The organism is Bradyrhizobium sp. Kon58 (assembly GCF_055807455.1).
On sequence record NZ_JBVVOT010000008.1, the window covers coordinates 79,169 to 104,279 of the forward strand.

The following is a 25,111-nucleotide window of genomic DNA, read 5'->3' on the forward strand; positions in this document are numbered from 1 at the left end:
GCCATGTCCGTAACATCAGAGCATATCGTCATTGTCGGTGCCGGCGCGGCCGGTCTGATGGCGGCGCGCGAGCTGGCGCGCGCGGGCAGGACAGTGACGATCCTGGAGGCGCGCGAGCGCTGCGGCGGCCGCATCCACCCGCTGCCCGCTTCGGAGTTCGGCTACCCCGCCGATGGCGGCGCCGAATTCGTCCACGGCGAGGCGCCGGTGACGCGCGCGCTGTTGCGGGAGGCCGGGCTATCCCTTCAGGAGATCGAAGGCGAGCGGTGGGGCTTTGACGGCGCAGACATCGTGCGCGAGGATCGTCACGATCCGCATGAGGCTGAGCTGCACGCCGTGGTTCGGGAATTGAACGACGACCTCACCGTCGCCGATTTCCTGCGCCGGCATTTTGCCGGCGATGAGCACGCGCGGCTGCGCCATGCGATCGAGCGAATGGTCGAGGGCTATGATGCGGCCGATCCCGAGTGCGCTTCGACGCTGGCGCTGCGCGAGGAATGGATGGCTGGCGGGCACTCTCCGCAGGCGCGGGTCAAGGGCGGCTATGGTGCGATGATCGAGTTCCTGACGGCCGAGTGCCGCAAGCTTGGCGTGATGTTTCGCTTCGGCTGCGTGGTGTCGGCGATCGAGGAGGAGGGCGGCGCGATCGCCATTCGCTGTGTCGGCGGCGACGTGCATAATTGCAATCGCGTGATCCTTACTGTTCCGTTGCCGTTGCTGCGCGAGATCGGGCTGCCGAGCCGCGCGCGCGCGAGGGCGGCGGCGGCGGCCGACGACATCGGCTTCGGTAACGTTATAAAGATCCTGCTGCGCTTCAGGCGGCCATGGTGGCGCGAGCGCAAGGAAGAGCTCGCGGACATGAGCTTCCTTTTGACCGACCAAGCCATCCCGGTGTGGTGGACGCAATATCCGAGCCGGCATCCCGTGCTGACCGGATGGTTCGGCGGCCCGCGCACGGCAGCGCTGGCGCAGCTCGACCCGCAAGCGCTGATCGATGCCGGGCTCGATTCGCTTGCGACCGTCTTCGGCCTGTCGCGCGAGGATCTCGCGCACGAGCTCATCGCGGCCGTTGCGACAAACTGGGCGCACGATCCCTACGCCCGCGGCGCCTATTCCTGGGCGACGCCGCGAACGCGCGAGGCGCAAACGATCCTCGCGCGCGCCGACGGTCCGGTGCTGTTCTCCGGCGAGGCGCTCTATCGCGGAGCCGACATGGGCACGGTCGAAGCGGCGCTGGCGAGCGGTCAGCAGACGGCGGGCATGATCTTGCGGGGGTAGGCTGATGAGCAAAAAAGGCCCGCGTCTCGCGGGCCTTTCGTGTTGCTGCCTTTCGTCTTACCAGCGGCTGCCGCCGAAGCCGAACGTCACGCTGGGGCCGCCGCCGCCATAATATCCGTACGGTCCGCCGCCGTAATAGCCGTGGTGCCGCGGATAATAGCCGTAGCTCCGGTAGTGCGGACGATAATAGCCGTGATGGTGGTGAGGACGCCAGTGATGGCGATAGCCGTGATGGTGGTGCCTGTGCTGCGCGCTGATGTCGGTTGACCGGGCAGCTGGCGCGTTCTGTTTTGCGCTTGAATGATTGGCCGCGTTCGCCGCGGATCCGCCGACAAGCGCCGCAGCTCCGACGGCCATCGCGACAAAGAGATACTTCATGTCATCACTCCAGTTGAATGTCGTGTGACAACACATGGGCATCCGGCACGTTCCGGCCAGTGCGGGCGTCGAAACGACGCAGTTTCATTGGCGTCCGATTCGCAGCGACGCGCGTCTCGTGAGATTTATTGTCGCATCACCAGCGTCGATCGCAACCCTGCCATCACTCTGCCGCGAATGACGCAATCACGTATCGGTGGCGACGAATTCGCCGTTCAGATTCGACGGCGTCATCGCGCGAGCGCTCTCCCCCTCACGGATGCGGATCGGGAAAGCCGTGGCGTTCGGAGAGTGCGGCCAGGATGGCGTCCTTGGCGGCAATGAACGCACGGCCCTGATGGCTGCCGGTCTGGTGCGGCGAGGTCGCTCCAACCGCCAGCACGAGCAGCGGCAACGACTGGTTCTCCTCGCCGGCCAGCGCGATCACGGCGTGCCGCGGGCGTGGCCACGCGATGCGCTCGACGTCGAGCTTGTCGGCGAGCTGCGGAAACGAGACCAGCAAGCCCTCGATCAGCGCGCAATGCCAGCAATAGAAACGGCGTCCAGGAAAGGTCGGGTCCTCGAAACCAGGTCGCAGCAGAAACAGGCGATCGCGCGTCATGGGTCGCTCCGAGGTACGGCAATGTCAAGACGTGATTCGATGACGTCGCGAAAGGACGCCATGCGGGGGTTGATCAGTCAATCGCTCAACTCAACGTGATCCTCATGCGCGTTGCGCTTGATCCAGCGCAACTCCGGTCAGTATCTCGCCATGCAATGTCGCCGCGACAATTCGAATTGCAGATCGAGGCAAGACATGAAGGCGTATTTCATCGGTGGGCGGCGTTGGATCGCTTGCGGGCGCGGCGTTCCTGGTTCGTGACGCGCAGCTGCCGGGGCGGGACATCGTGATCTACGAGGCGCAGCCGCTGGTTGGCGGCAGCCTCGACGGCGCGCTGCTCGCGAGCGGGGCTTATTCGCTGCGTGGCGGACGCATGCTCACGACCGATCACTACGAATGCACCTGGGACCTGCTGTCGAGCATTCCCTCGCTCGAACATCCCGGCCTCAGCGTGCGCGAGGAAACCGTCGCGTTCAACACCGAGAACCCTGCGCATTCGCGAGCGCGGCTGGTCGATCGCAACCGCTTCAAGCTCGATGTCTCGCATATGGGATTTTCCGGGCGCGACCGGCTCGAGTTGCTGCGGCTCACAGAGGCCTCGGAGGAGACGCTCGGCAACAGCCGCATCACCGACTGGCTGTCGCCCAAATTCTTCGAATCCAATTTCTGGTACATGTGGCAGACCACTTTCGCCTTTCAGCCCTGGCACAGCGCGGTCGAGCTGAAGCGCTACCTGCATCGCTTCATGAACGAATTCCCGCGCATCGAGACGCTCGCCGGCGTCAAGCGCACCGTCTACAACCAGTATGACGCGATCGTGCGGCCGCTTGCCGACTGGCTCAAGGGGCAGGGCGTGCAGTTCGTGCGCGGCACCGCCGTCACCGACATGGCGATCGAGAGCGAGGACGGACGCTTGCGGGTGCGCCAGCTCGTACTCGACCGCGACGGCCGCACCGCCAATGTCCAGCTCGAGGACGGCGATCTCGTGTTCTTTCAGAACGGCTCGATGACCGACGCCTCGAGCCTGGGCTCGATGACCGAGCCGGCTCCGCGCCTGACCAAGTCCGACAGCCGGGGTTGGACGCTGTGGGAGAAAATCGCGAACGGACGTCCCGAATTCGGCAAGCCGTCCGCGTTCAACGCGTCGATCCCGGAATCCTATTGGTTGTCATTCACGGTCACCTGCCGCGATCCGCGCTTCTTCGACAAGATGGAGGCGTTCTCCGGCAACAAGGCCGGCACCGGCGGCCTCGTCACGTTCAGGGACTCCAACTGGCTGATGTCGGTGGTGCTGTATCATCAGCCGCATTTCGCCGGACAGCCGAAGAACGTGCAGGTGTTCTGGGGCTATGCGCTGCATCCCGACCGCGTCGGCAATTTCGTGGCCAAGCCGATGTCCGATTGCGGCGGCGCCGACATCCTGAAGGAGCTTTGCGGTCACCTGAATTTCGACCCTGGCGTCTTCGAGGATGCGATCTGCGTTCCCTGTCGCATGCCTTACATCACCAGCATGTTCATGCCGCGCACCGCCACCGACCGGCCGCTGCCGGTGCCCGGGAATTCCGTCAATCTCGCCTTCGTCAGCCAGTTCGTCGAAATCCCCGATGACGTCGTGTTCACCGTCGAATATTCGGTGCGCGCGGCGCAAATGGCGGTCTATCAGCTGATGAAGGTCGATCGCCCGGTGCCCCCGGTGACGCGGCACGACAAATCGCTCGCGGTGATCTTCGCGACGCTGGAAAAGGCGTTCACGTGACCGGCGGAGCTATTTGAACGGATCCTGGATCGACGGCGCCGACTGCCTGATACGACGCACGCTTACAGGCGTGCCGTCGGAGACAAACAGCAGTTCGTAGCGCCGGCCCTCGCTGTCGGTGGCAGAGCAGGTGACGTCAGTCACCTTCTTGGCTGCGAAATTGCCGGTCTGGCGGCAGAGGCCGCTGGAGGTCTGCTCGGCCGGCACCGGCAGGCCGTCGACCTTGGGGCGGTCCTTGGAGTTGAGCAGCATGCGGTCGATCGGCAGCTCATAGGAATTGTCGTCGGCGCGCTTGCCGTTCTCGCCGGAGAACGACACGACGTGATTCTCGTCGGCGGGATCCTCGACCGCGACCGTGAAATTGACCCGGCCCTTGTCGCCGTGGGCGTAGGCCACCGTCTTGCAGGCGAAGGTGCGCCCGGCGACCTTCAACGTCTTGCAGTGGCCGGACATCAGCGCCGGCAAGTCGATAAAGGCGGTCTGCTGCCCGGGCGGATTGTTGACGGGAATCGGCGCGGAAGACTCGGCAAAACAAGGGCTTGCCAAGAGGACGAAGGTGGGGACGAGGGCGACAGCGAGGATGAGTCGGCAGAGGGGCATCGGGAGGTTCACATGCCGGGCAACCACGGAAAAGCTCCGTCCGACAACCATCGAACCGCAAATTGGTTGCGATCCCGTTTGTTCTGCCAAATCCGTCTGGAATACCACCGCGCCACCCCAACGGCGATTCGCCCCTATCGCCCAACCCAATCCCGGCCGGCACTTGCCGCCCGGCCGGTGTTTTTTTCGTGGCAGGGCTACCCCATTGCCGCCTGCCAGCGCGTATCGCGCAAGGATGGGCGGCGGTGCAGGCGGGCATCGAGCAGGGCGCGGGCGCGGGGCAGCTCGCCGCTGCGCATCAGGGCAACGACAAAAGTGTCCTCGATCAACTCGCGCTGGGCGTGGCTGCCGCCGAGCCGCACGACCTCGCTGAGAACCGGCGCGAGCATTTGCACGCAAGCCGCGTAATCCTCGTCCGCAAAGGCTGCCAGCGCGCGGCAGACCGCCGGCACCACGGGACCGGCCGGCAGCTTGCCATCGGCGAGCCGCTGCTCGATCGCGGCAAGACGCGCGGCGAGCGCCTCGCGATTTTGCGTCGCAGCCGCGAACAGCGCCATGTGGATATCGGCGAAGGGCAGGCTTGGTTTCGGAAACAGTTTTTGCGCGGCGGCGTCGGCTTCGAGCCAGAGCGCGCTCGGCACGGCGTGGCCGTAAGCCGACAGGCGCCAGAGCAGTGACGCACCGTCGGTGACGAGATTGAGCGGCGGCGCCTGTGTCGCCTTCGGCTGCAGCACATCGGCATAGATCGCAAGCGCCCGCGCGGCATCGCCATGCTCCAGCGCGCCGAGCGCCTGATGCCAGCGGATGTGGCCGTGCAAGATCCCGGCGCGGTCGTAAGATGGGATCCAGTCGTCGACGAGCCGGTCGGCCGCTTCGATCGATCCGTCCTCGAACATCGCATGCAGCACGGCGTGCGCGGCATGGGCATTCTGCCGGCGCAGCTCGAAGCCGCGCTCAGTGACGCCGCGGCCCCGACTGACGTCGCCGTTCTCGGTCATCGCCCAGCCGTACATGGTGAGAAACCACCAATCCTCGCCATAGTGATGCGCGACGCGCTCGCACAGCTCCTGTCGCGCGCGGTCGTGATCGGCCATGCCGGAGAACGCGAACAGGCCGAAGGCGCCGAGCGGCAGCGACAGCACCAATGCATCGCGCGGCCACGCCTCGACGTGGTTCATCGTCGCCGCGATCGCCTCGGGCAGCCGGCCCTCGATTGCGAGCGCCAGCGTCTCGACATGCGAGCGCTCGCGTTCCGTGCCGCGTTTCGCCACGAGCTCGCGCGCGAGCGCCGCCTTCTGCCGAGCCAGATCGCCTTGCTGATAGAAGCCATGCAGGCGGGCGCGGGCGATAAGGGCCAGCGCAAAATCCGGATCGGCCGCAATCGCGCGCTCCAGCGTTTCCGCCGTGCCGGTCCAGCCCGCGAGCATGAGGTCGATGCCCTCGCGATAGGCGGATGCCGCCTCGGACGAAGAGGTGGAGAGCGGCAGGCCGTAGCGATCTTCGAGGGCCATTCTTGTCTCCGGCTCAGGCCGTCCGCGCGCGGCGTCCTTCGATCGGATAGGCCGGGTCGTTGTAGCCCGGCGTCGAGGGATGACCCGGCACGACCAGTCTGTCGATCAGCGCCTCGTCCTCGGCAGTGAAGCGATAGTCGAGCGCGCCGGTGTAGCCGTCCCATTGCTCCTCGGTGCGCGGACCGGCAACGATCGAGGAGACAAAAGCGGAGTTCAGTACCCAGGCGACCGCGAACTGGCCTGCGGTGATGCCTTTTTTCTCGGCGTGAGCCTTGATCTCCTGCGCCAGCTGGAGCGATTCCGGCCGCCATTCGGTCTGCATCATGCGCGTGTCGTTGCGGCCTGCGCGGGTCTCCTTGTCGGGAGCCGCGTCGGGCTTGTATTTGCCGGTCAGCACGCCGCGCGCCAGCGGGCTATAGGGCACGATACCGAGGCCGTAATAGGAGCAGGCCGGGAAGTGCTCGACTTCGGGCATGCGATTCATGGCGTTGTAATAGGGTTGGCTCACAGCGGGACGGTCGATGCCGAGCCGGTCGCAGATGTTGCAGATCTCGGCGACGCGCCAGGCGCGATAGTTCGAGACGCCGAAATAGCGCACCTTGCCGGCGCGGATCAGGTCACCCATCGCGCGCACCGTCTCCTCCAGGGGCGTCGAATGGTCTTCCTTGTGCAGATAATAGATGTCGATGTGGTCGGTGCCGAGCCGCTTCAGGCTCTCATCCGCCGCTTGCAACACCCAGCGGCGGGACAGGCCGACACGATTTGGATCGTCCCCCATAGGGTTCGCAAGTTTCGTCGCGAGCACCCAGGCGTGACGGTTGTTGCCGATGGCGCGTCCCACGACATCTTCGGATGCCCCCTTCGAATAGGCATCGGCGGTGTCGATGAAATTGATCCCGGCCTCGTGCGCCTTCGCAATGATCCGCTTTGAGGTGGCTTCATCGGTCGGCCCGCCGAACATCATGGTGCCCAAGCAGATCGGCGACACCTTGAGGCCGCTGCGGCCGAGTTGGCGGTATTGCATGGGCTGTCCTCTGCTTTGCTGGAGCGACCAGCATATCCAGCTAATTCCGTCATTGCGAGCGCAGCGAAGCAATCCCTCGGGGTCGTCCCGGCGAAGGCTGGGACCCATAACCACAGGATGTGGTTTGGCGAAGATTCGGAGTTACCAGCTTCGCGCTGCAATTTTTGCCTCGGAGTATGGGTCCCGGCCTTCGCCGGGACGACCGCGGAATGTGTGGAGCGCAGTGAACGCAGCACCGCTACCCCGGCCCCTTCAAAATCTTGAACACACCATTGGCCATCACCACGCAGCGGCCGTCCACCGTCACCTCGGTGCTCATGAAGATCAGGCTGCGCGTCGCGCGCACCACGCGCGGGCGGGAGATCAGGATGTCGCCGATCTGGCCGGCTTCCACGAAATGGGTGTCGAGCTGCACCGTCGCCATGAACTCCTTGCCGGAGACGTAGCGGGCGGTCATGCCGCAGGTGCGGTCCGCGAACGTCATCATCACGCCGCCCTGAACCATGCCGCGGCGATTGTGGTGCTTGTCCTCGGTCGCGAGTGCGAATTCGTATTGGCCCTCGACCTTGCGCTCCCACAGCGGGCCGATCAGATGCATGAAGCCCGTGGTCTCCAGAATGGTCCAGCCGTCTGCTTTCAGCCTTGCGGCTGTCTTATTGGTCATGTCGTCCATTCCCGAGCGGTCGTGCGATCTCATTTCATCGGGGCCGGACGTGGTGTAGTCAAGCATCATGAGACCGTTCGATGATGCCACACGGCGGAATATCGCGGCTGCCTGCGCGGCCTTCACGCGGCTGCCGGAGGACGAGGCGCCGGCGGTGTTGAAGCGTGCGGCGGTTGCAATTGCGCTGACTGCGGCCAGCGAGAGCGATGACACGGCGTTGCTGCTCACGCTGCGCGCATCTCATTTGCGCGCCCATCGCGGTCAATGGGCTCTGCCCGGCGGACGCTGCGATGCCGGCGAGACGCCGGTCGAGGCGGCACTGCGCGAGCTCGACGAGGAGCTTGGCCTCCACCTCACAGGCGCGGAAGTGCTCGGCACGCTCGATGATTATCCGACCCGCTCGGGCTATCTGATTAGGCCAGTCGTGGTCTGGGCCGCCGATAGTGCCGCGATCAAACCAAACCCGGACGAGGTCGCCTCCGTCCATGGCATCGCGCTGGCGACGGTCGAGCGCGCCGACGCCTTCGATTTCGTCGCAATCCCCGAGAGCACGCGCCGCTTGATCCGCTTCCATCATCAGTCGAGCTTGATCCACGCTCCGACGGCGGCCTTGATCTACCAGTTCCGCGAAGTGCTGGCGGGGCGGCACACCCGCGTCACCGAGCTGGAACAACCGGTATTCGCCTGGAAGTGACGCGAGGCGCGAAAACGAGGTAAACGACGTGTTAACGTGACGGTTACCGGATGCCTGCTAAGAGGGCAGCATGCATCAATCGATTCGAAAAGCGGTGAGACTGGTTCCACTCGCGCTCGTCCTGCTCGCGCCCGCCGCGCGCGGCGGCGAATCCGACGCGCTGCCGCCGGCCGTCCGCAATGCCAAAGCCCAGTTGTTGTCGCAGTTTTTCGCGCAAGGCGGCGCGTCGCCCGCCGTGCTCGAATATCGCCGCAAGCTGCAGGAGTATCAGGCGGCGCGTGCTGCGTTCGACGAGGAAGCCGGCGCCTATTGGAGCCAGATCTCCGAGAAGCGGAAAGGCCGCAACGCGAAGCGGCGTAGCGGCCAGCAGGTCACGCTCGACGATTACGTGCTGGAGCATCCGCCGCTCTATAACGGGCCGAAACGGCCGGTGAATCCGGAGCCGGAGGAAACCCCGGACCGCCCGACGAGAAAGCCGATCCCCGTGGTCGCCGATCTGCTGCGCGCGGCGCAGGAACTCTACCAGTTCACGCCGCAGCGGCCGGCCAACGAAGTCGAATTCAAGCGCGTCTATGCACGCTACGCGCTGGCCTCGGGGCTGACGCGCGAGCAGGCGGTGCGGGTCTATGCGTTCGAGACCGGCGGCACCGGAAGCTACGACGTGCAGGCGGGAATCGAGCATGGCGGCAAGCGCGCCATTTCGACCGCGATGGGCTACAACCAGCTGCTGACGACCAACAGCGTCGAGCTGCTGGCCGAGCAAGGTCATGAGTTCATCCGCGCACTTTCTGACAAGGTGGCGAGGACCTCGGGCCCGGCGCGCCAGTCGCTCGAGCACAAGCTCACTGTGCTCAAGAAAATGGTGGCGCATGCCAAATCGGTGCCCGACACCTGGTCGGAGCACGAGAAGATCGGCAACACCGCGCAGGGCTGGGCCATGCATGCCATGGTGCTCGACATCGATATCGGGCCGATGCTGCAGACCCACAAGCTGCTCACCTCGGTGCTGTTCGCGCGCGCCAAGGGCTATAGCCGCCCGCTCAGTGCGGCCGAGCTGGAGATGATGAACCTCACCGGCGACGGCACCGGCCTCGACATGGTGACGATGCCGCAGGCGATGCGCGAGCAGGTGCCGACCTCGAACTTCTTCCAGCGCGGCGGCTACGAGCGCAACCCGGTCGCGATCCGCCACAACACGGTGGCGAAGCTGCTGGCGGTGACGGACACGAGGATGGACAGCAACAGCAACAACGCCGGCGCGCGGGAGCTCGCGGGGGCGTTTTAGTCCTCGGTAGCTGTCATGCCACGCGCAGGCGGGGCATCCAGTACGCCGCGGCGTCTCGGTTCAAGCACTATCATCTCTGGAATACTGGATCGTCCGCCTTCGCGGACGATGACACCGAGGGGCGCGGCGGCGCTGTCGTCCGCCAGCCTCGCCCTACTGATCCGACCCGAACTTGAACTTGCCGTCGCCTTCCAGATACGGGCCGCTGCGCATGTAGAGCTGGCCGTTGTGGCCGATGAAGAACAGCGTGCCTTTCGGTACCTTCTTGGCGCCCTTCAGAAGTTCACCGGCATTGCTGGTGCCCATCTTGTAGGAAAAGGTCTTGCCGTCCTTGTCATAGGCGTAGCCGGTGTCGGGCTTGAGCTCCCAAGGTGTCGCAGCGGTCTGCGCCAATGCGGGCGCAGCGAACGCGCCGAGCACGGCCGTTACCAGAAAAATCCTTGTCGAAAATGCCATCACCCTATCCTCCCCATCGAGGCGCCCCGGCTTGAACAAATCACGAACGGCGCTTCCGGGTCAATTTGCGAAAGCGCCGCAGCGCATCACGTCTTGCCGAGCAGTTTGTGATTTTCCCTTCGTCCCCGCGCGACTATGTTCCGCTTTCCGTCTAGAACGCAATTCGACAAAAACATTGGGTAGGGGATGATTCGAATGAACCTCGTCATGAAAGCTTGCTGGGCCGCCGGCCTGTTGCTGACGGCGCTCGCGCCGGCCGCCCGGGCCGATGATTACCAGCTCAGCCACAACCAGCGGATTTCGTGCAGCCGCGGCCTGGCCCCGGGCAAGCTGAACACCGCGACCTGCAAGTCATACACCTACCTCTTCAACACCAAGACCTCGGAATATTTCCGCTGCCAGGTCTCGCTGGCGCTGACCCGCGACAACAAGGAAGTCATCAACGTCCAGACCGACGGCGCCTGCACCAAGAAGCCGCGCATCTTCGAGACCGACGGCCATTACGATTTCGACGCCACCGAGACCGAGCCGCCGAACACCAATTCGTTCTTCGGCCCCGGCGGCTACTCGGTCTGGGCCGCCGACGTCGGCGCGCAGAAAGTCCGCGGCTGCATCATCATCTCCTCCGGCCTCGGCTCCGACATCTCCAAATGCCTGGACATGACCTTCCAGTGAGGGGGCTGTCCCGACCTGGCTGCGCCACCTCGCCGCACCCGTGGGTTCCTCAAAAATCGAGCCAGGACAGCCATTTACCGCAGTCCTGTTTTGACTTTTGGATGGGTTGACCCGCCCCCCTCATCCGGCCAACTTCCCGGCCGGTTTGGGGAGTGAAAAGATCATGAAACGGACGATTTTCGGCGTGGCCGCGGCTCTTGCGCTGGCGGCCTCGGCGCCTTGCGCGCAGGCGCAATCCTTCATCAACGTGCTGACCGGCGGCACCTCCGGCGTCTACTATCCGCTCGGGGTCGCGATCGGGAAGATCTACGGCGACAAGATTCCGAACGTGAAGACGCAGGTGCAGGCCACCAAGGCGTCGGTCGAGAACCTGATCCTGCTTCAGCAGGGCCGCGGCGAGATCGCGTTCACGCTGGGCGACTCGCTCAAGGCCGCCTGGGACGGCGAGGAGGAGGCGGGCTTCAAGACCAAGCTCGACAAGCTGCGCACGATCGGCGCGATCTATCCGAATTACATCCAGATCGTCGCGACCGCCGAGAGCGGCATCAAGACGCTGGCGGACCTCAAGGGCAAGAGCCTGTCGGTCGGCGCGCCGAAATCGGGCACGGAGCTGAATTCGCGTGCGATCCTGGCGGCGGCCGGCATGAGCTACAAGGATCTCGGCAAGGTCGAGTATCTGCCGTTTGCCGAATCCGTCGATCTCATGAAGAACCGCCAACTCGGCGCGACCTTGCAATCGGCCGGCCTCGGCGTGGCCTCGCTGAAGGATCTGTCGACCTCGAGCCCGATCACGGTGGTGTCGGTGCCGAAGGAGACCGTCGACAAGATCGGCCTGCCCTTTGTCGCGGCGACCATTCCCGCCAACACCTACACAGGGCAGGACAAGGACGTGCCGACCGCGGCCGTGATCAACTATCTCGTCACCAGCTCGGCGGTGTCGGACGATCTCGCCTACCAGATGACAAAGCTGGTCTACGAGTCGCTGCCTGAGCTCGCCAACGCGCATGCGGCCGGCAAGGAGATCAAGCTCGAGACGGCCGCCAGCGGCAGCCCGGTTCCGCTGCACCCCGGCGCGATCCGCTATTACAAGGAAAAAGGGCTGATCAAGTAATCAGCTTTCGTTATCGGGCGTCATGGCCGGGCTTGTCCCGGCCATCCACGTTCTAAGGCCAGGCGGGAAAGATCGTGGATGCCCGGGACAAGCCCGGGCATGACGGTCTGAATACGCGGGGCCAATGCTATAAGCGCTGGACGGTTGGGGACATATCGATGTTGCAGGCAGAGGGCACCGCGGAAGCGCCCATCAAGGTCGAGTTCGACAATTTCGAGCACGGTTTTCCGGAAGGTTTTGGCCCGGGCTGGTGGGGCACGCTCGCCTACTGGATCGGCATCGCCTTCGCGACCTTCCAGCTTTATGTCGCGGCCTTCAACTATCTGCCGAGCCAAGTGGTGCGCGGCGTCCATGTCGGCTTCCTTATTCTCCTCACCTTCGGTCTGATCGGCAACTTCACTGCCAAAAGCGATTTCGGCCGCGCGATCGGCTGGCTGATCGGCGGCGCCGGCTTTCTGTGCGGGCTCTATCAATGGATCTTCTATGCGGATCTGATCGCACGTGACGGCGATCCGACGCGCCTCGATCTCGTGGTCGGCACGCTGCTCGCCATCCTGATCTTCGAGGGCACGCGGCGACTGATGGGTGCGGCGCTCCCGCTGATGTGCGGCGCCTGCCTCGTCTACTGGTTCTTCGGCCAGTATCTGCCGTCGCCGCTCAACCATCGCGGCTATGATTTCGACCAGATCGTCACGCATCTGTCGTTCGGCACCGAAGGTTTTTACGGCGTGCCGATCTACGTCTCGGCGACCTACATCTTCCTGTTCATCCTGTTCGGCTCGTTCCTGGAGCGCGCCGGCATGATCCAGCTCTTCACCGACGTTTCTCTTGGATTATTCGGCAGGACCCGCGGCGGCCCGGCCAAGGTGGCGGTATTCGCCTCGGGCATGATGGGCACGATCTCGGGCTCCGGCGTCGCCAATGTCGTCACCGTCGGCCAGTTCACGATTCCGCTGATGATCAGGTTCGGCTATCGCCGCGCGTTCGCGGCCGGCGTCGAGGCGACAGCCTCGATGGGCGGACAGATCATGCCGCCGGTGATGGGCGCGGTTGCCTTCATCATGGCGGAGACGCTCGGCGTCCAGTACTCGGAGGTCGTGAAAGCGGCCGCAATTCCCGCGATGCTCTATTTCGCCTCCGCCTTCTGGATGGTGCATCTGGAAGCCGGCAAGCACGGCCTCACGGGCATGAAGCGCTCCGAGATTCCAAGCGCCTGGAAGGCGCTGGTGACGCGCTGGTATCTCGTGTTGCCGCTCGCAGCCCTCGTCTACATGCTGTTCGAAGGTTTTACGCCGCTCTATGCCGGCAGCATGGGCCTTGCGCTGACGGTGGCGCTGATCCTTGGCACTGCCATCACGACGGGCGCGTCTTCGATGGCGATCCGCTACATCTTCTGGATCGGGCTCGCGCTCGTCGTTGCCGCGCTCTCGCGCGACGGCCTTCAGATCGTGCCGGTCGCCTGCGTCGTCGTCGCATTGATCGTGATCACTGCGTTCGTGCGTGGCGGCTTTTCCGCCTTGCGCGCCTGCCGCGATGCGCTGGCCGAAAGCGCGAAATCCGCCATCACCGTCGGCATGGCCTGCGCCATCGTCGGCGTCATCATCGGCATGATGTCGCAGACCGGCGTCGGCACCATCTTCGGCGGCTGGGTGATCGGCCTCGGCGAGAAGAGCCTGTTTCTGGCGCTGATCATGACCATGCTGCTGTCGATCCTGCTCGGCACCGGCATCCCGACCATCCCGACCTACATCATCACGGCAGCGCTCGCGGCGCCCGCGCTGGCGAAACTTGGCGTGCCCCTGATCGCGAGCCACATGTTCGCGTTCTATTACGGCATCATGGCCGACCTCTCGCCGCCGGTGGCGCTGGCGGCGCTGGCGGCGGCACCGATCGCGAAGGAGAATCCGGACAAGATCGGCTGGGAGGCGATGCGCATCGCGCTCGCCGGCTACGTCATTCCTTTCATCTTCGTCTATTCGCCGGCCCTGATGCTGCAGGCCGGCGATCCCATGGCGGCAAAACTCGGCTTTTACGGCGCAGTGGCGCTGGCGAGCTTGAAGGCCTTGGTGGCGATCGCGCTGTTCGGCATGGTCGCGATTGGCTTTTTGTTCACGCGGCTGACGTTCCTCGAACGTCTGGTCGCGCTCGGCGCCGCGCTGTGCCTGCTCGGCGACTTCCCGTTCAGCGACACCGCAGGCTTCCTGCTCGCCGCGGCCATCGTGCTGTGGCAGTGGCGGCGGCGTCCGCCGGCGCCGGTCGAGGCGGTGTGAGCCTCTGCGTCGTCACAGCCTCAGGCGTGAAGGCGCTGGCGCTGTCCGCGTTCACGCTGGTGTGGACGCATTCGATCGCGAAGGTCGACTGGCAGGAAGATTGGCGCGTCACCCCCGCCGGGCTCGAACTGGTGCAGGCACGCGTCAAGGGCACCGGCCCCGGCATGGAGCCGCCGCCCGAGGCGCGCCTCGTCGACGGCTGGTTTCAATGGAGGCCCGCGCGCGCGCCGATGCCGGAGGTGGTGCTGGGCAATTCGGGCGCGGCTGGCGAATGGCGGCTATGCCATGACGGCAAGTGCCGGACGTTGTCCGAGATTGTCGGTCATCCCATTGGTGCTAACGTCACCACGATGAAGGTCTGCAACGATCCGTAGCCCGGATGGAGCGAAGCGTAATCCGGGAACGGTGGCCCCGGATTACGCTGCGCTCCATCCGGGCTACAAAGAACAACAACACGGGAGACACGCGATGGGTCGGCTCAAGGGCAAGGTTGCGATGGTGGTGGGCGCCGGCTCGATCGGACCGGGTTGGGGCAACGGCAAGGCAACCGCGGTCACCTTTGCGCGCGAGGGCGCGCAGGTGTTTTGCGTCGATCGCAACGGCGCGGCCGCCGAGGAGACCGCGAAGATCATCACGGACGAAGGCGGCAAGGCGAGCGCGTTCACGGCCGACGTCTCGCGGCCTGCCGAGATCGAGTCGATGGTTGCGGCATGCCTCAGGGCGCACGGTCGCATCGACGTGCTCGACAACAATGTCGGCATCGCCGAGATGGGCAGCGTCGTCGACGTGGCCGAGGAGAGCTGGGACCGCGTCTTCACCGTGAACCTCAAGAGTGCCTATCTCGCCATGAAGCACGTCATCCCGGTGATGGTGAAACAGGGCGGCGGCTCCATCATCAACATCTCCTCGATCGCCTCGATCCGCCATGTCGGGATTTCGTATGTCAGCTACAACGTCAGCAAAGCGGGGATGAACCAGTTGACGCGTTCCACCGCGATCGAATTCGCGCGCCACCATGTCCGCGTCAACGCGATCCTGCCCGGCCTGATGAAGACGCCGATGGTGGAACATTCCGCAGGTCTTGCGAACAGCTATGCCAAGGGTGACGTCGAAGCGATGTGGCGCGCGCGCGATGCGCAAGTGCCGATGGGCCACATGGGCGACGCCTTCGACGTCGCCAACGCAGCGCTGTTCCTGGCCTCGGACGAAGCGAAATATGTGACGGGGATCGAGCTCGTGGTGGACGGCGGGATCACGTGCAAGGCGGGGGCGTAGGCGCCGCTCCATATTCGCCGTCGTCCTGGACAAGCGAGCGTAGCGAGCGCTGATTCAGGACCCATAACCACAGGGAGAGGTTTGGCGAAGGCTGCCGGCTCCAGCTTCTTCAACAATTCGCATTCGGGGTAATGGGTCCTGGCTTTCGCCAGGACGACATTATTGCGCCAGCGCCAGAATCCCGCCGGCAAACGAATGCCACGCCGCGGTCTCGCTGACCGGCCAGTTCAAGATCTTCACCGCCAGCATCGCGAGCGTGCCGGTGATGTAGACCGGGTGGACCCGGCCTTCGGTGCGCCAGTCGCGTACCATGGCGACGACGAGCAGCAGCGAGGCGACCACGGCCGGCGCGATGGTGACGGGCACCGGCGGCGGCCCGGGCGGTCCCGGAGGCGCGAGGAAGGTGAGAAACCAGCGCGCGATCGCGGCATCGAGGATGGAGACCGCGGCGAGCAGCATCAGGCGTTTGTGAGTCTCCGGCTTTCGCGTGTTCATGATCGCGAGCACGAATATCCCAGCGAAGAACGCGATCCCGCTCATCGGCACGATCGCGAAGGCGATGCCGGCCTCTTTCTGTCCGAGCGCCGCGGAATGCTGCATCACATGGACGGAGGCGAGGAAGCCGAAGATCGTCATCGCGGTCGCGAGCGAAACGCCGGCGATGCCGAGCGCACGGTGATTGACCACGCGGCCTGAGGCGGCGAGCCAGGTCTGGATCACGAAATAGAGAGACCAGGTGAAGAACAACAGACCGTGGAAATGAATGACGGGGCTTGCGGACAGTGTCCGGTTGGCGAGCGGCACAAAATAGGTCGGTGCGAAGCCGAGAAAGGCGGTGGCCGCGCAGGCCAGTGCCATGTGGAGATAGAAATATCGTGTGGGCGACGCATCTCGCGCGCGCACACGACGGTCGTCGATCAGGGTCGTCATGAGGGATGAGTCTGGGGAGGCGGCGTTTGGTTCAAGCCCCTAGCCACCTGTGCAGGGCACTTGTCGGGGATGGGGATTTATCCCCCCGCGCTCAATTCCGCGCGATCGAGCTCTTCCTCGATCCGATGAAATGCATCGTCGCCGATCACTTCCCTGGCCCGGAGATCGAAGATCGACTTTCGCGCGGCCGCGATGCCACGGCGGCGCAGCGGGTCGGCGGGCAGTTCGCCGTTGGTGATGCCGCCATGGGGATCGTCGTCCGCCTGCATCAGGATGGCGCGATATTCGAGCCGCAGGATTTCCGCTTCCTCCGACGGATCGTCCTCGATCGCGTCGAGCGCCGCGCGATAGGCGACGGCGCGGGCGCGCGCGACCTCGATGCCGACGGGATCGTCGTCCTTGAGGCCGAACGCCAGGATCAGCGGCCGCAGCGTCAGCCCCTGAACGACCAGCGTGCCGAGCACGACCGCAAACGCCGAGAAGACGATGAAGTCACGATGCGGAAAGTTTTCTGGCAAGGCAAAGGCGGTGGCGAGCGTGACGAGGCCGCGCATGCCGCACCAGGAGATGATGAGGCCGCCCTTGGCGGAGGCCACCTGCTTCGGATCCTTGGGGTGATAGATGCCGTGCGCCACCAGCGTGCGTAGCGTCGTGCGGTAGAACGTGATCCAGGCCAGCCGCACCAGGACCACGGTGAGCAGGATCCAGGCGGCCGCCACGCAATATTCCCAGCGCACACCCGCATCGAGGCGCGTCCAGATCGGTCGCATCTGCATGCCGATCAGCATGAAGGCGAGCACGTTGAGCACGAACACCATGGTTTCCCACACCGCATAGGAAGGTACTCGCAGCCGCGCCGGCATGCGTGTCCCAGCCGTGCGGGCGATGGTGATGCCGTAGACTACTATGGTGAGGATGCCAGAGAGACCGAGATGCTCGGCGGCAATCCAGACCATGAAGGTCGTGGCGAATTGGATGATGATCGAGCTGGGGGCCTCCTTCACGCGTTCCATGAACAGCGGAATGATGCGGCCTGCGACCAGGCCCGCGACGACGCTGCCGACCAGGGCCAGCGCCATGGTTGGCGCGACCTGGCTCCATGCCAGATGCTCGGTGGCGATCGCTCCGACCGCGATGCGATAGATCAGGAGCGCGGTCGCGTCGTTGAGCAGGCTCTCGCCCTCAAGGACCTTGACCATGCGGTGAGGCAGCTTCACCTGGCTCAGGATCGCGACCGCGGCGGCCGCGTCCGGCGGGGCCACGATGGCGCCGAGCGCAACCGCGGCGGCCCAGGGCATGCCAGGCATCAGCCGGTGCGCGACGTACGCCACAGCGGCCGTGGTCAGGCCGACGGCGGCGACGACCAGAGTGGAGACCGGAACCCAATTGTTGCGGAGATCGCGCAGCGAGGTGTCGAAGGCGGCGTCGAGCAGGACCGGTGCGACAAAAAGAGCCAGTGCCAGGTCGGGCTCCAGCGTCCAGGACGGGCTCGTCGGCACAAAGGCGATCAGTGCACCCCCGATCGCGAGAAAGGTCGGATAGGGGACCTTGATCCGCCGCGCCAGCGCCGATAATCCAACGGCGCCGAGCAGAAGCACGATGATCCATTCGAATGTCGACACGTTGATCCCCGAAACCGATTTGATCGGCGCCACAAGCTAGCACCAATCCGGCCGTATGATGGATAGTGCAGCCCCAAGGCAAGACTTTAACCCAAGATTGACCCACGACTTTCCGACTGTGACGAGCATGCGTTTTCTCATTCAATGGTCCGCCGCCGGGGTGCTCTTCGCGCTCTCGTTCGTCGTGGCTCATGCCGCGACCGGCGGCGAACCGGCCGCGGTCCCGGAGGTCGACATCGCGCCGTGCCTCGCGGCTGCGGCAGCCGACGACATCGACAAGGCCGTCACGGCCTGCGCCGCCGTGATCGACAACGAGAAGACGGCGAAAGGCGACCTGATCAAGGCGCTGATCGCGCGCGGCGCGCTGTTTGCCCGGCATGATCAGGTCGACCGGGCGATCGCCGACGACAGCCGCGCCCTGGAGCTCGATTCCGGCCTCGCAGATATCTTCAACGCGCGGGGCGAGCTCTGGCTGAGGAAGGGTGACAAGCCCAAGGCGGTGCAGGATTTCGGCGCGGCATTGAAGATCGATCCGAACCACGAGAAGGCCAAGGCCAATCACAAGGCGATGGCGCGCGAGATCGAGCGGATCGGCGCGCAGATGGCGGTCGCGGGCAAGCCCAGCTTCATTTGCAAGGGTGCGCGCCGTCCCGTCGAGAAGGCGATCTGCGCCAACCGCGAGCTCGCTGATCTCGACCGTGAGGTCTTTGCCGCCAACGCGCGCGTGTTGCGCGAAGCCCGCAATGCAGGCGAAGCGAAGGCGCTTCAGCGCGAGCAGGACGATTTCATCGCCCGCCGCAACGCCGGGTTCGGCCGGCCGGGGTACGATCTGAAGAAGGCAATGCAGGAGCGGCTGCAGCGGCTCAACGGGGTGGACGGGTATTGAAGCTTTAGGGCCTCCGCAACCTCAAGCTCGGGCGTGACGACTTCTCGTGAGAAGGGCGCTGGTGCGCCCCTGACTGGCTCAATTTTGAACCCATCGCTTCCCCGCCGCGACAATGGTGAAAGCCTGATGTCCCGGAGCCCTATGCCATGTGCGGCACGCGTCCTTCCGCGCAAATGCTCTCGTTTGCAAAAATCTCGTTTCGCTCGCTCCTGCTCAGCGCGGCAATGAGCGTCGTCCTCGTCGTCCCTGCCTCGGCCGGCGTCGATTGCGTGATGGGGAGCAAGGCCGCTCCGGCTGAGCTGATCCCGGCCTGCAGCGCCATCATTGACCAGGCCTCAAATCCATCCTCCGATCGCGCCGCGGCATTGCTGGTGCGCGCTGACACCAATGCGCGGACCCCGGGCGGCCTCACGCAGGCGCTGCGAGATATCGATCGCGCCATTGCGCTCGATGCCAAGAATGCAAAAGCCTGGCGCCTGCGCGGCGATCTCCTCCGCGAGGCCGGCGGCGATCTCAACCGCGCCGCGGCGGACCTCAGCAAGGCCATCGAGCTCGATCCGCAGGATTCGGAATCTCACGAGCTGCGCGGCGTCGTCTACACCAACCAGCGCCGGCTCGACCGCGCGCTTGCCGATTACGACCAGGCGATCAAGCTGAAGCCTGACAATGCACAGGCCTGGTCAGACCGCGGCGTGACTTATTATCTCGGCGGCGACAACGAGAAGGCGATCCGCGATCTCAGCGAGGCGTTGCGCCTCGATCCGAACCGGCCGCGCAGCTACACCAATCGTGGCGCCGCCTACAAGAAGCTCGGCCAGCTCGACAAGTCGGTTGCCGACGACGGCGAGGCGATCAGGCTCGATCCGAAGGTGCCCGAATATTACGACAATCGCGGGTTGTCCCTGGCCGCGATGGGCGAGTACGACAAGGCGATTACCGATTACGACCAAGCGCTGCGGCTGGCGCCGCGACCGAACTTCTTCACCAACCGCGGCGACTCCTACCACCTCAAGGGCGAGCTTGGCGCGGCGCTGAGCGATTACGAGGCCGCGCTCAAGCTTGATCCGAATTTCGCGCAGACCTACAACAACCGCGCCGTGCTCTACAAAAAGATGGGCGAGCGCAAGAAGGCGCTGGCCGACTATGAGACCGCGCTGCGGCTCGATCCCGGCAATGACAACGCCACCGCCGGACGCCGCGCCATGATCGCGGAGATCGCGAAATTCGGCGGCGAGCCGCTGCGGCCGCTCGCTGCGAATTCCGGCAATGGCCCGTCGTTCGATTGTGCCACTGCGAAGCGCGAGGTCGAGAAGGTGATTTGTGCCGATCCGCAGCTGGGTGTGCTCGACCGCCAGATCGCCGAGACCTACGAGCGCGTGCTGAAATCGGCCGGGTCCCGCTCGGCCGGCGACCTCCGTCGCACCCAACGCGACTTCCTCGCCACCCGCAATACCAGCTTCGGCCGCCCGGGCTATGATCTCAGGAAGGTCATGCAGGAACGGCTGCAGCGGCTGAATGCGATGGATAGCTGAGCGTTGTTCTTTTCAGCTTGAACCGCGGCCCGTTCCCGGGAAAATACCCCTCAAACACGGCCGGTACTTGATCCCTGTCATGGCGGGACGTTTGTCCTGCCACAAGGTCAAGGCCAGGCGAATAAAAGCGAACGGGAGCGCGGGAATGAACGTCCAAGGAAACGTCCAAGGAAACGTCGACGGAAGGAGCCTCTATCACGAGGCTTATGCGCGCTCGCTGGCCGACCCTGAGGGCTTTTGGGCTGAGGCGGCCAAGGAGATCGACTGGATCGAGCCACCGAAAAAGATCTTCGATCCCTCGCAGGGGGTCTACGGCCGCTGGTTCAGCGGTGGCGTCGTCAACACCTGCTACAACGCGCTCGACCGCCATGTCGAACGCGGCCGCGCCGACCAGATCGCGCTGATCCATGATTCACCGCTGGCAAATAGCGTCACCAAATTCACCTACGCCGAACTGCTGGCGGAAGTGCAGGCGCTCGCCGCCATCATGCAGGATTTTGGTGTCGCCAAGGGCGATCGCGTCATCCTCTATATGCCGATGGTCCCGGAGGCCGTCGTCGCGATGCTCGCCTGCGCGCGCATTGGCGCGGTGCACTCCGTGGTGTTCGGCGGCTTTGCCGCGAAAGAGCTCGCCACCCGCATCGACGATGCGCAGCCAAAGTTGATCCTGTCGGCGAGCTGCGGCATCGAGCCCGGCCGGATCGTGCAGTACAAGCCGCTGCTCGACGAGGCGATCAGGCTTGCGGCCGCAAAGCCGAAGGCCTGCATCGTGCTGCAACGTCCACAGCTCGTCTGCGCCCTGACGCCCGGCCGCGACTATGATTGGGCGGGCCTGCGCCGCAAGGCGATGAACGACGGCAAGCAGGCGCCTTGCGTGCCCGTCGCCGCTACCGATCCGCTCTACATCCTCTATACGTCAGGCACGACCGGCATTCCCAAGGGCGTCGTGCGCGACAATGGCGGCCATCTCGTCGCGGTGAAATGGTCCATGTTCAACCTGTATGGCGTCAAGCCGGGCGAGGTCTGGTGGTGCGGCTCCGACATCGGCTGGGTGGTCGGCCACAGCTACATCGTCTACGGCCCGCTGCTGCACGGCGCGACCTCGATCATGTATGAGGGCAAGCCGGTCGGCACGCCCGATGCCGGCGCGTTCTGGCGCGTGATCAGCGAGCACAAGGCTGTCGCCTTCTTCACTGCGCCGACCGCGTTCCGCGCGATCCGGAAAGAAGATCCGGAAGGAAAATTCATCCGGCAATACGACCTCTCGACCTTCCGTACGCTGTTCCTGGCCGGCGAGCGCGCTGATCCGCCGACGGTGGAATGGGCGGAGCAGCTATTGAAAGTGCCTGTCATTGACCATTGGTGGCAGACCGAAACCGGCTGGTGCATCGCCGGCAATCCGGTCGGCTTAGGCCAGCTGCCGGTGAAGCACGGGTCGCCGACGGTGCCGATGCCGGGCTATCAGGTCGACGTGGTCGACGAAGCGGCAAAGCCGGTCGGCCCGAACACCATGGGTTCGATCGTCATCAAGCTTCCGATGCCGCCGGGCTGCCTGCCGACGCTGTGGAATCAGGACGATCGTTTCAAGGAAGCCTATCTCACCGAATTCCCCGGCTACTACAAAACGTCGGATGCCGGCTACAAGGACGAAGACGGCTATGTCTTCGTCATGGGCCGCACCGACGACATCATCAACGTCGCCGGCCATCGGCTCTCCACCGGCGGCATGGAGGAGATCCTGGCTTCGCATTCCGATGTCGCCGAATGCGCCGTGCTCGGCGTCAAGGACGCGATCAAGGGCGAGGTCCCCTGCGGCTTCCTGGTGCTCAAGGCGGGTGTGAAGCGGGCCCCCGCCGAGATCGAGAAGGAGATCATCGCGCTGGTGCGCGACAAGCTCGGTCCCGTTGCCGCGTTCAAGCTCGCCATCACCGTCGGCCGCCTGCCCAAGACGCGATCCGGAAAGATCTTGCGCGGCACCATCAAGAAGATCGCGGATGGTGAAGCCTGGACCATGCCGGCGACGATCGAGGACCCCAAGGTGCTGGACGAGATCGGCGATGCGCTGAAGGGGCGGGTGTGAGGTTTGCAATGGGGCTTGAATAGGCCGCATTTTTCCGCTCAATCCTCATCCTGAGGAGCGCGCCTGGCGCGCGTCTGCGCGGGCTCCTCACCATGAGCATGAAGGGCCTGCCATGAATTCGAAGCCGTTTCTAGCGATTGCATTTGCGGGCCTCATTCTCTCCGCCTGCTCCGCGCGCTACCAGACGCCGGTGGCAATGGGCGGCGACGATGACGACGCGGTCTGCCAGAGCCGCGGCTATGCGGCCGGCTCGCCCGAATACGTGGCCTGCCGCAAGGACCGCGACGTCCAGCGCAGCGCTGCGACCACCCGCGCCGACCGCCGCCAGCGCGACCTCGGCGAATACATGCTGAACCATCCGGACCGGCCGTAGAGGCTGCTTTCCACTTATCCGTCATTGCGAGCGCAGCGAAGCAATCCAGGATCTCTCCGTCGAGACAATCTGGATTGCTTTTCGCTGCGCTCGCAATGACGCGGTTGCTGAAGCTTCTTGCGTCACCCAAAAAAAAGCGGCGGGTTTCCCCGCCGCGCTTGCATTCGATGACGACTGAAGGCGAAGGATTACTCCTCCTCCTGGTCCTGCTTCTTGCCGCCGAGCGTCTTCAGCTTGGCGAACACGGCATCGACGTTGAGATCGTCGCTAGACCTCTCCGCGGGTTCGTACTCGTCCTTCTTGGTGGTTTCGGAGGCCGGCAGCAGGGTGGCGCCGCCATAGGCTGCGTCGATCGGCTTTTCCTTGGCCGCGCGCGCGACCTCGAAATCGAGCTCGATCTGCGAGCAGAGGCCGAGGGTGACGGGATCAATCGGCGTCAGCTGGGACGTGTTCCAGTGGGTGCGATCGCGGACACTGGCGATCGTGCTCTTGGTCGTGCCGACCAGGCGCATGATCTGGGCGTCCTTGAGCTCGGGATGGTTGCGGAGCAGCCAGAGGATGGCGCTCGGGCGCTCGTGGCGGCGCGAGACCGGGGTGTAGCGCGGGCCCTTGCGCTTGGGCTGCGGCGGCAGAACGACCTTGCTCTCCTGGAGACGGAGCCGGTAGTCCGGGTTGTTCTCGCCCTTCTCGATCTCCTCGCGGGTCAGCTGGCCGTTGGAGAGGGGATCCATGCCCTTGATGCCCTGGGCGGCGTCGCCATCGGCGATCGCGCGCACCTCGAGGGGGTGCATTTTGGTGAAATCGGCGACCTGATCGAAGGTCAGCGCGGTGTTGTCGAGCAGCCAGACGGCGGTCGCCTTGGGCATCAGAGGTGCGTTGCTCATGGCAAATCTCCTTTGTGCTTCGCCCACCCCTTTGGAGGCGAAACCGGTGGTCATCAGCGATGACTGGGAATTCGCGCTATATAAGCCCGGAGGGGGTAGCCACGCAATGGTTCTGCTATAGATAGTGCCTTGACAGCGCCCGAAAGGGGGCCCAATTCCCTCTGAAGTCCCTGTAAGACCGTACCCAAGCCCTATTCATTCATCGACCGCTTCCCGCCCGTTTGGCGAGGTGATTCGGTCCCGAGATCGCTCAATGTCAGCCAAACCAGACCTCAAGATCGTGCTTTGTTCTCCCCGTGGCTTCTGCGCCGGGGTGGTCCGGGCGATCGACACCGTGGAACGGGCGCTCGATAAATACGGCGCCCCCGTCTATGTTCGCCATGAGATTGTGCACAATAAATACGTCGTCGATGGGTTAAAGAAGAAGGGCGCGATCTTCGTCGAGGAACTCGCCGAGATCCCGGAAAACACCACCGCGCCGGTGGTGTTCTCGGCCCATGGCGTGCCGAAATCGGTGCCCGCCGACGCCACGTCCCGCAATTTGTTCTCGCTGGATGCGACCTGCCCCCTGGTCACCAAGGTTCACCGCGAGGCCGCGATCCATTTCAAGCGCGGCCGCGAGATATTCCTGATCGGCCATTCCCATCATCCGGAGGTGGTGGGCACGCTCGGCCAGCTCCCGTCCGGCGCCGTGACCCTGATCGAGACCGCAGAGGACGCGAAGACCATCGCCCCGAAGGACCCGAACAACCTCGCCTTCGTGACCCAGACCACGCTGTCAATCGACGACACCGCGGAGATCGTGGCGCTGCTGAAGGAGCGCTTCCCGAACATCAACGGGCCGCACAAGGAAGACATCTGCTACGCCACCACCAACCGCCAGCTCGCGGTGAAGAAGGTGGCGCCGGTGGTCGATGCCCTGATCGTGGTCGGTGCGCCGAACTCGTCGAACTCGCAGCGCCTGCGTGAGGTCGCCGAGCGCGAGGGCTGCCCGATCGCCGTGCTGGCGCAGCGCGCCACCGAAATCGACTGGAAGCGGTTCGAGAACATCACCAGCCTCGGCATCACCGCGGGCGCCTCGGCACCGGAAGTCATCGTCGAGGAGATCATGGACGCGTTCGCCGAGCGCTTCACGTTGCATGTGGAGACGGTCTCGGCGGCGGAAGAGAACGAGTTCTTCCCGCTGCCGCGTCAGGTGCGCCCCGAAGCCGCCGCCGAGTAGACCT

23 protein-coding genes and 1 pseudogene are annotated in these 25,111 nt (G+C 64.6%); 14 read left to right on the top strand and 10 right to left on the bottom strand.

Translation table 11 applies throughout. The annotated features are described in order from the left end of the window. The first annotated feature begins 3 nt into the window (after positions 1–3). Positions 4–1,278, top strand: coding sequence for a flavin monoamine oxidase family protein (locus tag AC0L20_RS16290; protein ID WP_473289678.1), 1,275 nt, complete (start codon positions 4–6; stop codon positions 1,276–1,278). Between the two features lie 57 nt (positions 1,279–1,335). Here the strand turns inward: AC0L20_RS16290 and AC0L20_RS16295 are convergent, their stop codons facing one another. After that, positions 1,336–1,656: a hypothetical protein gene (locus AC0L20_RS16295; RefSeq protein WP_473289680.1), complete on the bottom strand. Its 321-nt coding sequence runs from the start codon at positions 1,654–1,656 to the stop codon at positions 1,336–1,338. Between the two features lie 253 nt (positions 1,657–1,909). After that, positions 1,910–2,257, bottom strand: coding sequence for a DUF3088 domain-containing protein (locus AC0L20_RS16300; protein WP_473289684.1), 348 nt, complete (start codon positions 2,255–2,257; stop codon positions 1,910–1,912). Between the two features lie 195 nt (positions 2,258–2,452). On the opposite strand from AC0L20_RS16300, the pseudogene AC0L20_RS16305 reads away from it, so the two are divergent. Next, positions 2,453–4,013: pseudogene (locus AC0L20_RS16305) on the top strand (oleate hydratase). A gap of 9 nt (positions 4,014–4,022) precedes the next feature. Here the strand turns inward: AC0L20_RS16305 and AC0L20_RS16310 are convergent. From AC0L20_RS16310 to AC0L20_RS16325, 4 genes are all read right to left on the bottom strand, one after another. Then, positions 4,023–4,613, bottom strand: coding sequence for a hypothetical protein (locus AC0L20_RS16310; protein ID WP_473289686.1), 591 nt, complete (start codon positions 4,611–4,613; stop codon positions 4,023–4,025). A 197-nt stretch (positions 4,614–4,810) separates the two neighbouring features. Then, positions 4,811–6,124 carry a tetratricopeptide repeat protein gene (locus AC0L20_RS16315; protein WP_473289688.1) on the bottom strand — a complete coding sequence of 438 codons (1,314 nt, stop codon included), beginning with the start codon at positions 6,122–6,124 and terminating at the stop codon, positions 4,811–4,813. Between the two features lie 13 nt (positions 6,125–6,137). Beyond that, on the bottom strand, positions 6,138–7,148 hold the full coding sequence (locus AC0L20_RS16320; protein ID WP_473289690.1) for an aldo/keto reductase: 1,011 nt from the start codon (positions 7,146–7,148) through the stop codon (positions 6,138–6,140). A 238-nt stretch (positions 7,149–7,386) separates the two neighbouring features. Beyond that, positions 7,387–7,812 carry a PaaI family thioesterase gene (locus AC0L20_RS16325; RefSeq protein WP_473289692.1) on the bottom strand — a complete coding sequence of 142 codons (426 nt, stop codon included), beginning with the start codon at positions 7,810–7,812 and terminating at the stop codon, positions 7,387–7,389. Positions 7,813–7,876: 64 nt separating this feature from the next. Between AC0L20_RS16325 and AC0L20_RS16330 the strand changes: the two genes are divergently transcribed. Beyond that, complete coding sequence (locus AC0L20_RS16330; protein WP_473289990.1) at positions 7,877–8,506, top strand: NUDIX hydrolase; 630 nt, start codon at positions 7,877–7,879, stop codon at positions 8,504–8,506. A 70-nt stretch (positions 8,507–8,576) separates the two neighbouring features. Then, positions 8,577–9,791: a hypothetical protein gene (locus AC0L20_RS16335; RefSeq protein WP_473289694.1), complete on the top strand. Its 1,215-nt coding sequence runs from the start codon at positions 8,577–8,579 to the stop codon at positions 9,789–9,791. A 153-nt stretch (positions 9,792–9,944) separates the two neighbouring features. On the opposite strand, the gene AC0L20_RS16340 is transcribed toward AC0L20_RS16335, so the two are convergent. Further along, on the bottom strand, positions 9,945–10,247 hold the full coding sequence (locus AC0L20_RS16340) for a hypothetical protein (protein ID WP_219682443.1): 303 nt from the start codon (positions 10,245–10,247) through the stop codon (positions 9,945–9,947). A gap of 195 nt (positions 10,248–10,442) precedes the next feature. On the opposite strand from AC0L20_RS16340, the gene AC0L20_RS16345 reads away from it, so the two are divergent. From AC0L20_RS16345 to AC0L20_RS16365, 5 genes are all read left to right on the top strand, one after another. Then, entirely contained in the window at positions 10,443–10,922 is a 480-nt protein-coding gene (locus AC0L20_RS16345; protein WP_456767472.1) for a hypothetical protein, read from the top strand. A gap of 163 nt (positions 10,923–11,085) precedes the next feature. Beyond that, positions 11,086–12,033: a TAXI family TRAP transporter solute-binding subunit gene (locus AC0L20_RS16350; RefSeq protein WP_473289697.1), complete on the top strand. Its 948-nt coding sequence runs from the start codon at positions 11,086–11,088 to the stop codon at positions 12,031–12,033. A gap of 158 nt (positions 12,034–12,191) precedes the next feature. Next, positions 12,192–14,303 (top strand): TRAP transporter permease, encoded by a 2,112-nt coding sequence (locus AC0L20_RS16355; RefSeq protein ID WP_473289700.1) that lies wholly within the window; start codon positions 12,192–12,194, stop codon positions 14,301–14,303. Continuing rightward, complete coding sequence (locus tag AC0L20_RS16360; RefSeq protein WP_473289702.1) at positions 14,300–14,677, top strand: DUF1850 domain-containing protein; 378 nt, start codon at positions 14,300–14,302, stop codon at positions 14,675–14,677. The genes AC0L20_RS16355 and AC0L20_RS16360 overlap by 4 nt, the downstream gene beginning before the upstream one ends. A 94-nt stretch (positions 14,678–14,771) precedes the next feature. Then, positions 14,772–15,578 (top strand): SDR family NAD(P)-dependent oxidoreductase, encoded by an 807-nt coding sequence (locus AC0L20_RS16365; protein ID WP_473289705.1) that lies wholly within the window; start codon positions 14,772–14,774, stop codon positions 15,576–15,578. A gap of 159 nt (positions 15,579–15,737) precedes the next feature. On the opposite strand, the gene AC0L20_RS16370 is transcribed toward AC0L20_RS16365, so the two are convergent. Together AC0L20_RS16370 and AC0L20_RS16375 are read right to left on the bottom strand one after the other, a co-directional pair. Beyond that, positions 15,738–16,508 carry a hypothetical protein gene (locus AC0L20_RS16370; protein ID WP_473289707.1) on the bottom strand — a complete coding sequence of 257 codons (771 nt, stop codon included), beginning with the start codon at positions 16,506–16,508 and terminating at the stop codon, positions 15,738–15,740. A gap of 77 nt (positions 16,509–16,585) precedes the next feature. Continuing rightward, on the bottom strand, positions 16,586–18,163 hold the full coding sequence (locus AC0L20_RS16375) for a cation:proton antiporter (protein ID WP_473289709.1): 1,578 nt from the start codon (positions 18,161–18,163) through the stop codon (positions 16,586–16,588). Between the two features lie 94 nt (positions 18,164–18,257). Between AC0L20_RS16375 and AC0L20_RS16380 the strand changes: the two genes are divergently transcribed. The 4 genes from AC0L20_RS16380 to AC0L20_RS16395 all read left to right on the top strand — a co-directional run bounded on the left by AC0L20_RS16380 (position 18,258) and on the right by AC0L20_RS16395 (position 23,001). Next, entirely contained in the window at positions 18,258–19,016 is a 759-nt protein-coding gene (locus tag AC0L20_RS16380) for a tetratricopeptide repeat protein (RefSeq protein WP_473289711.1), read from the top strand. Positions 19,017–19,162: 146 nt separating this feature from the next. After that, positions 19,163–20,548, top strand: coding sequence for a tetratricopeptide repeat protein (locus tag AC0L20_RS16385; protein WP_473289713.1), 1,386 nt, complete (start codon positions 19,163–19,165; stop codon positions 20,546–20,548). Positions 20,549–20,693: 145 nt separating this feature from the next. Next, complete coding sequence (locus tag AC0L20_RS16390) at positions 20,694–22,628, top strand: propionyl-CoA synthetase (protein WP_473289715.1); 1,935 nt, start codon at positions 20,694–20,696, stop codon at positions 22,626–22,628. A gap of 112 nt (positions 22,629–22,740) precedes the next feature. Continuing rightward, positions 22,741–23,001: a hypothetical protein gene (locus AC0L20_RS16395; RefSeq protein ID WP_007597509.1), complete on the top strand. Its 261-nt coding sequence runs from the start codon at positions 22,741–22,743 to the stop codon at positions 22,999–23,001. Between the two features lie 188 nt (positions 23,002–23,189). Here the strand turns inward: AC0L20_RS16395 and AC0L20_RS16400 are convergent, their stop codons facing one another. Next, on the bottom strand, positions 23,190–23,885 hold the full coding sequence (locus AC0L20_RS16400; protein ID WP_007597507.1) for a DUF1013 domain-containing protein: 696 nt from the start codon (positions 23,883–23,885) through the stop codon (positions 23,190–23,192). Between the two features lie 253 nt (positions 23,886–24,138). Here AC0L20_RS16400 and ispH point away from each other — a divergent pair, with 253 nt between their 5' ends. Further along, positions 24,139–25,107: a 4-hydroxy-3-methylbut-2-enyl diphosphate reductase gene (gene ispH, locus AC0L20_RS16405; protein WP_473289717.1), complete on the top strand. Its 969-nt coding sequence runs from the start codon at positions 24,139–24,141 to the stop codon at positions 25,105–25,107. The last annotated feature ends 4 nt before the right edge of the window (positions 25,108–25,111 follow it).

Bases quoted from the DNA above. Each gene is read 5' to 3' on its own strand.
- AC0L20_RS16310 (WP_473289686.1), bottom strand. From the start codon at position 4,613: ATGCCCCTCTGCCGACTCATCCTCGCTGTCGCCCTCGTCCCCACCTTC.
- AC0L20_RS16290 (WP_473289678.1), top strand. From the start codon at position 4: ATGTCCGTAACATCAGAGCATATCGTCATTGTCGGTGCCGGCGCGGCC.
- AC0L20_RS16340 (WP_219682443.1), bottom strand. From the start codon at position 10,247: ATGGCATTTTCGACAAGGATTTTTCTGGTAACGGCCGTGCTCGGCGCG.
- AC0L20_RS16365 (WP_473289705.1), top strand. From the start codon at position 14,772: ATGGGTCGGCTCAAGGGCAAGGTTGCGATGGTGGTGGGCGCCGGCTCG.
- AC0L20_RS16350 (WP_473289697.1), top strand. From the start codon at position 11,086: ATGAAACGGACGATTTTCGGCGTGGCCGCGGCTCTTGCGCTGGCGGCC.
- ispH (WP_473289717.1), top strand. From the start codon at position 24,139: ATGTCAGCCAAACCAGACCTCAAGATCGTGCTTTGTTCTCCCCGTGGC.
- AC0L20_RS16355 (WP_473289700.1), top strand. From the start codon at position 12,192: ATGTTGCAGGCAGAGGGCACCGCGGAAGCGCCCATCAAGGTCGAGTTC.
- AC0L20_RS16390 (WP_473289715.1), top strand. From the start codon at position 20,694: ATGAACGTCCAAGGAAACGTCCAAGGAAACGTCGACGGAAGGAGCCTC.
- AC0L20_RS16315 (WP_473289688.1), bottom strand. From the start codon at position 6,124: ATGGCCCTCGAAGATCGCTACGGCCTGCCGCTCTCCACCTCTTCGTCC.
- AC0L20_RS16385 (WP_473289713.1), top strand. From the start codon at position 19,163: ATGTGCGGCACGCGTCCTTCCGCGCAAATGCTCTCGTTTGCAAAAATC.
- AC0L20_RS16345 (WP_456767472.1), top strand. From the start codon at position 10,443: ATGAACCTCGTCATGAAAGCTTGCTGGGCCGCCGGCCTGTTGCTGACG.
- AC0L20_RS16320 (WP_473289690.1), bottom strand. From the start codon at position 7,148: ATGCAATACCGCCAACTCGGCCGCAGCGGCCTCAAGGTGTCGCCGATC.
- AC0L20_RS16325 (WP_473289692.1), bottom strand. From the start codon at position 7,812: ATGACCAATAAGACAGCCGCAAGGCTGAAAGCAGACGGCTGGACCATT.
- AC0L20_RS16380 (WP_473289711.1), top strand. From the start codon at position 18,258: ATGCGTTTTCTCATTCAATGGTCCGCCGCCGGGGTGCTCTTCGCGCTC.
- AC0L20_RS16370 (WP_473289707.1), bottom strand. From the start codon at position 16,508: ATGACGACCCTGATCGACGACCGTCGTGTGCGCGCGCGAGATGCGTCG.
- AC0L20_RS16335 (WP_473289694.1), top strand. From the start codon at position 8,577: ATGCATCAATCGATTCGAAAAGCGGTGAGACTGGTTCCACTCGCGCTC.
- AC0L20_RS16295 (WP_473289680.1), bottom strand. From the start codon at position 1,656: ATGAAGTATCTCTTTGTCGCGATGGCCGTCGGAGCTGCGGCGCTTGTC.
- AC0L20_RS16400 (WP_007597507.1), bottom strand. From the start codon at position 23,885: ATGAGCAACGCACCTCTGATGCCCAAGGCGACCGCCGTCTGGCTGCTC.
- AC0L20_RS16395 (WP_007597509.1), top strand. From the start codon at position 22,741: ATGAATTCGAAGCCGTTTCTAGCGATTGCATTTGCGGGCCTCATTCTC.
- AC0L20_RS16300 (WP_473289684.1), bottom strand. From the start codon at position 2,257: ATGACGCGCGATCGCCTGTTTCTGCTGCGACCTGGTTTCGAGGACCCG.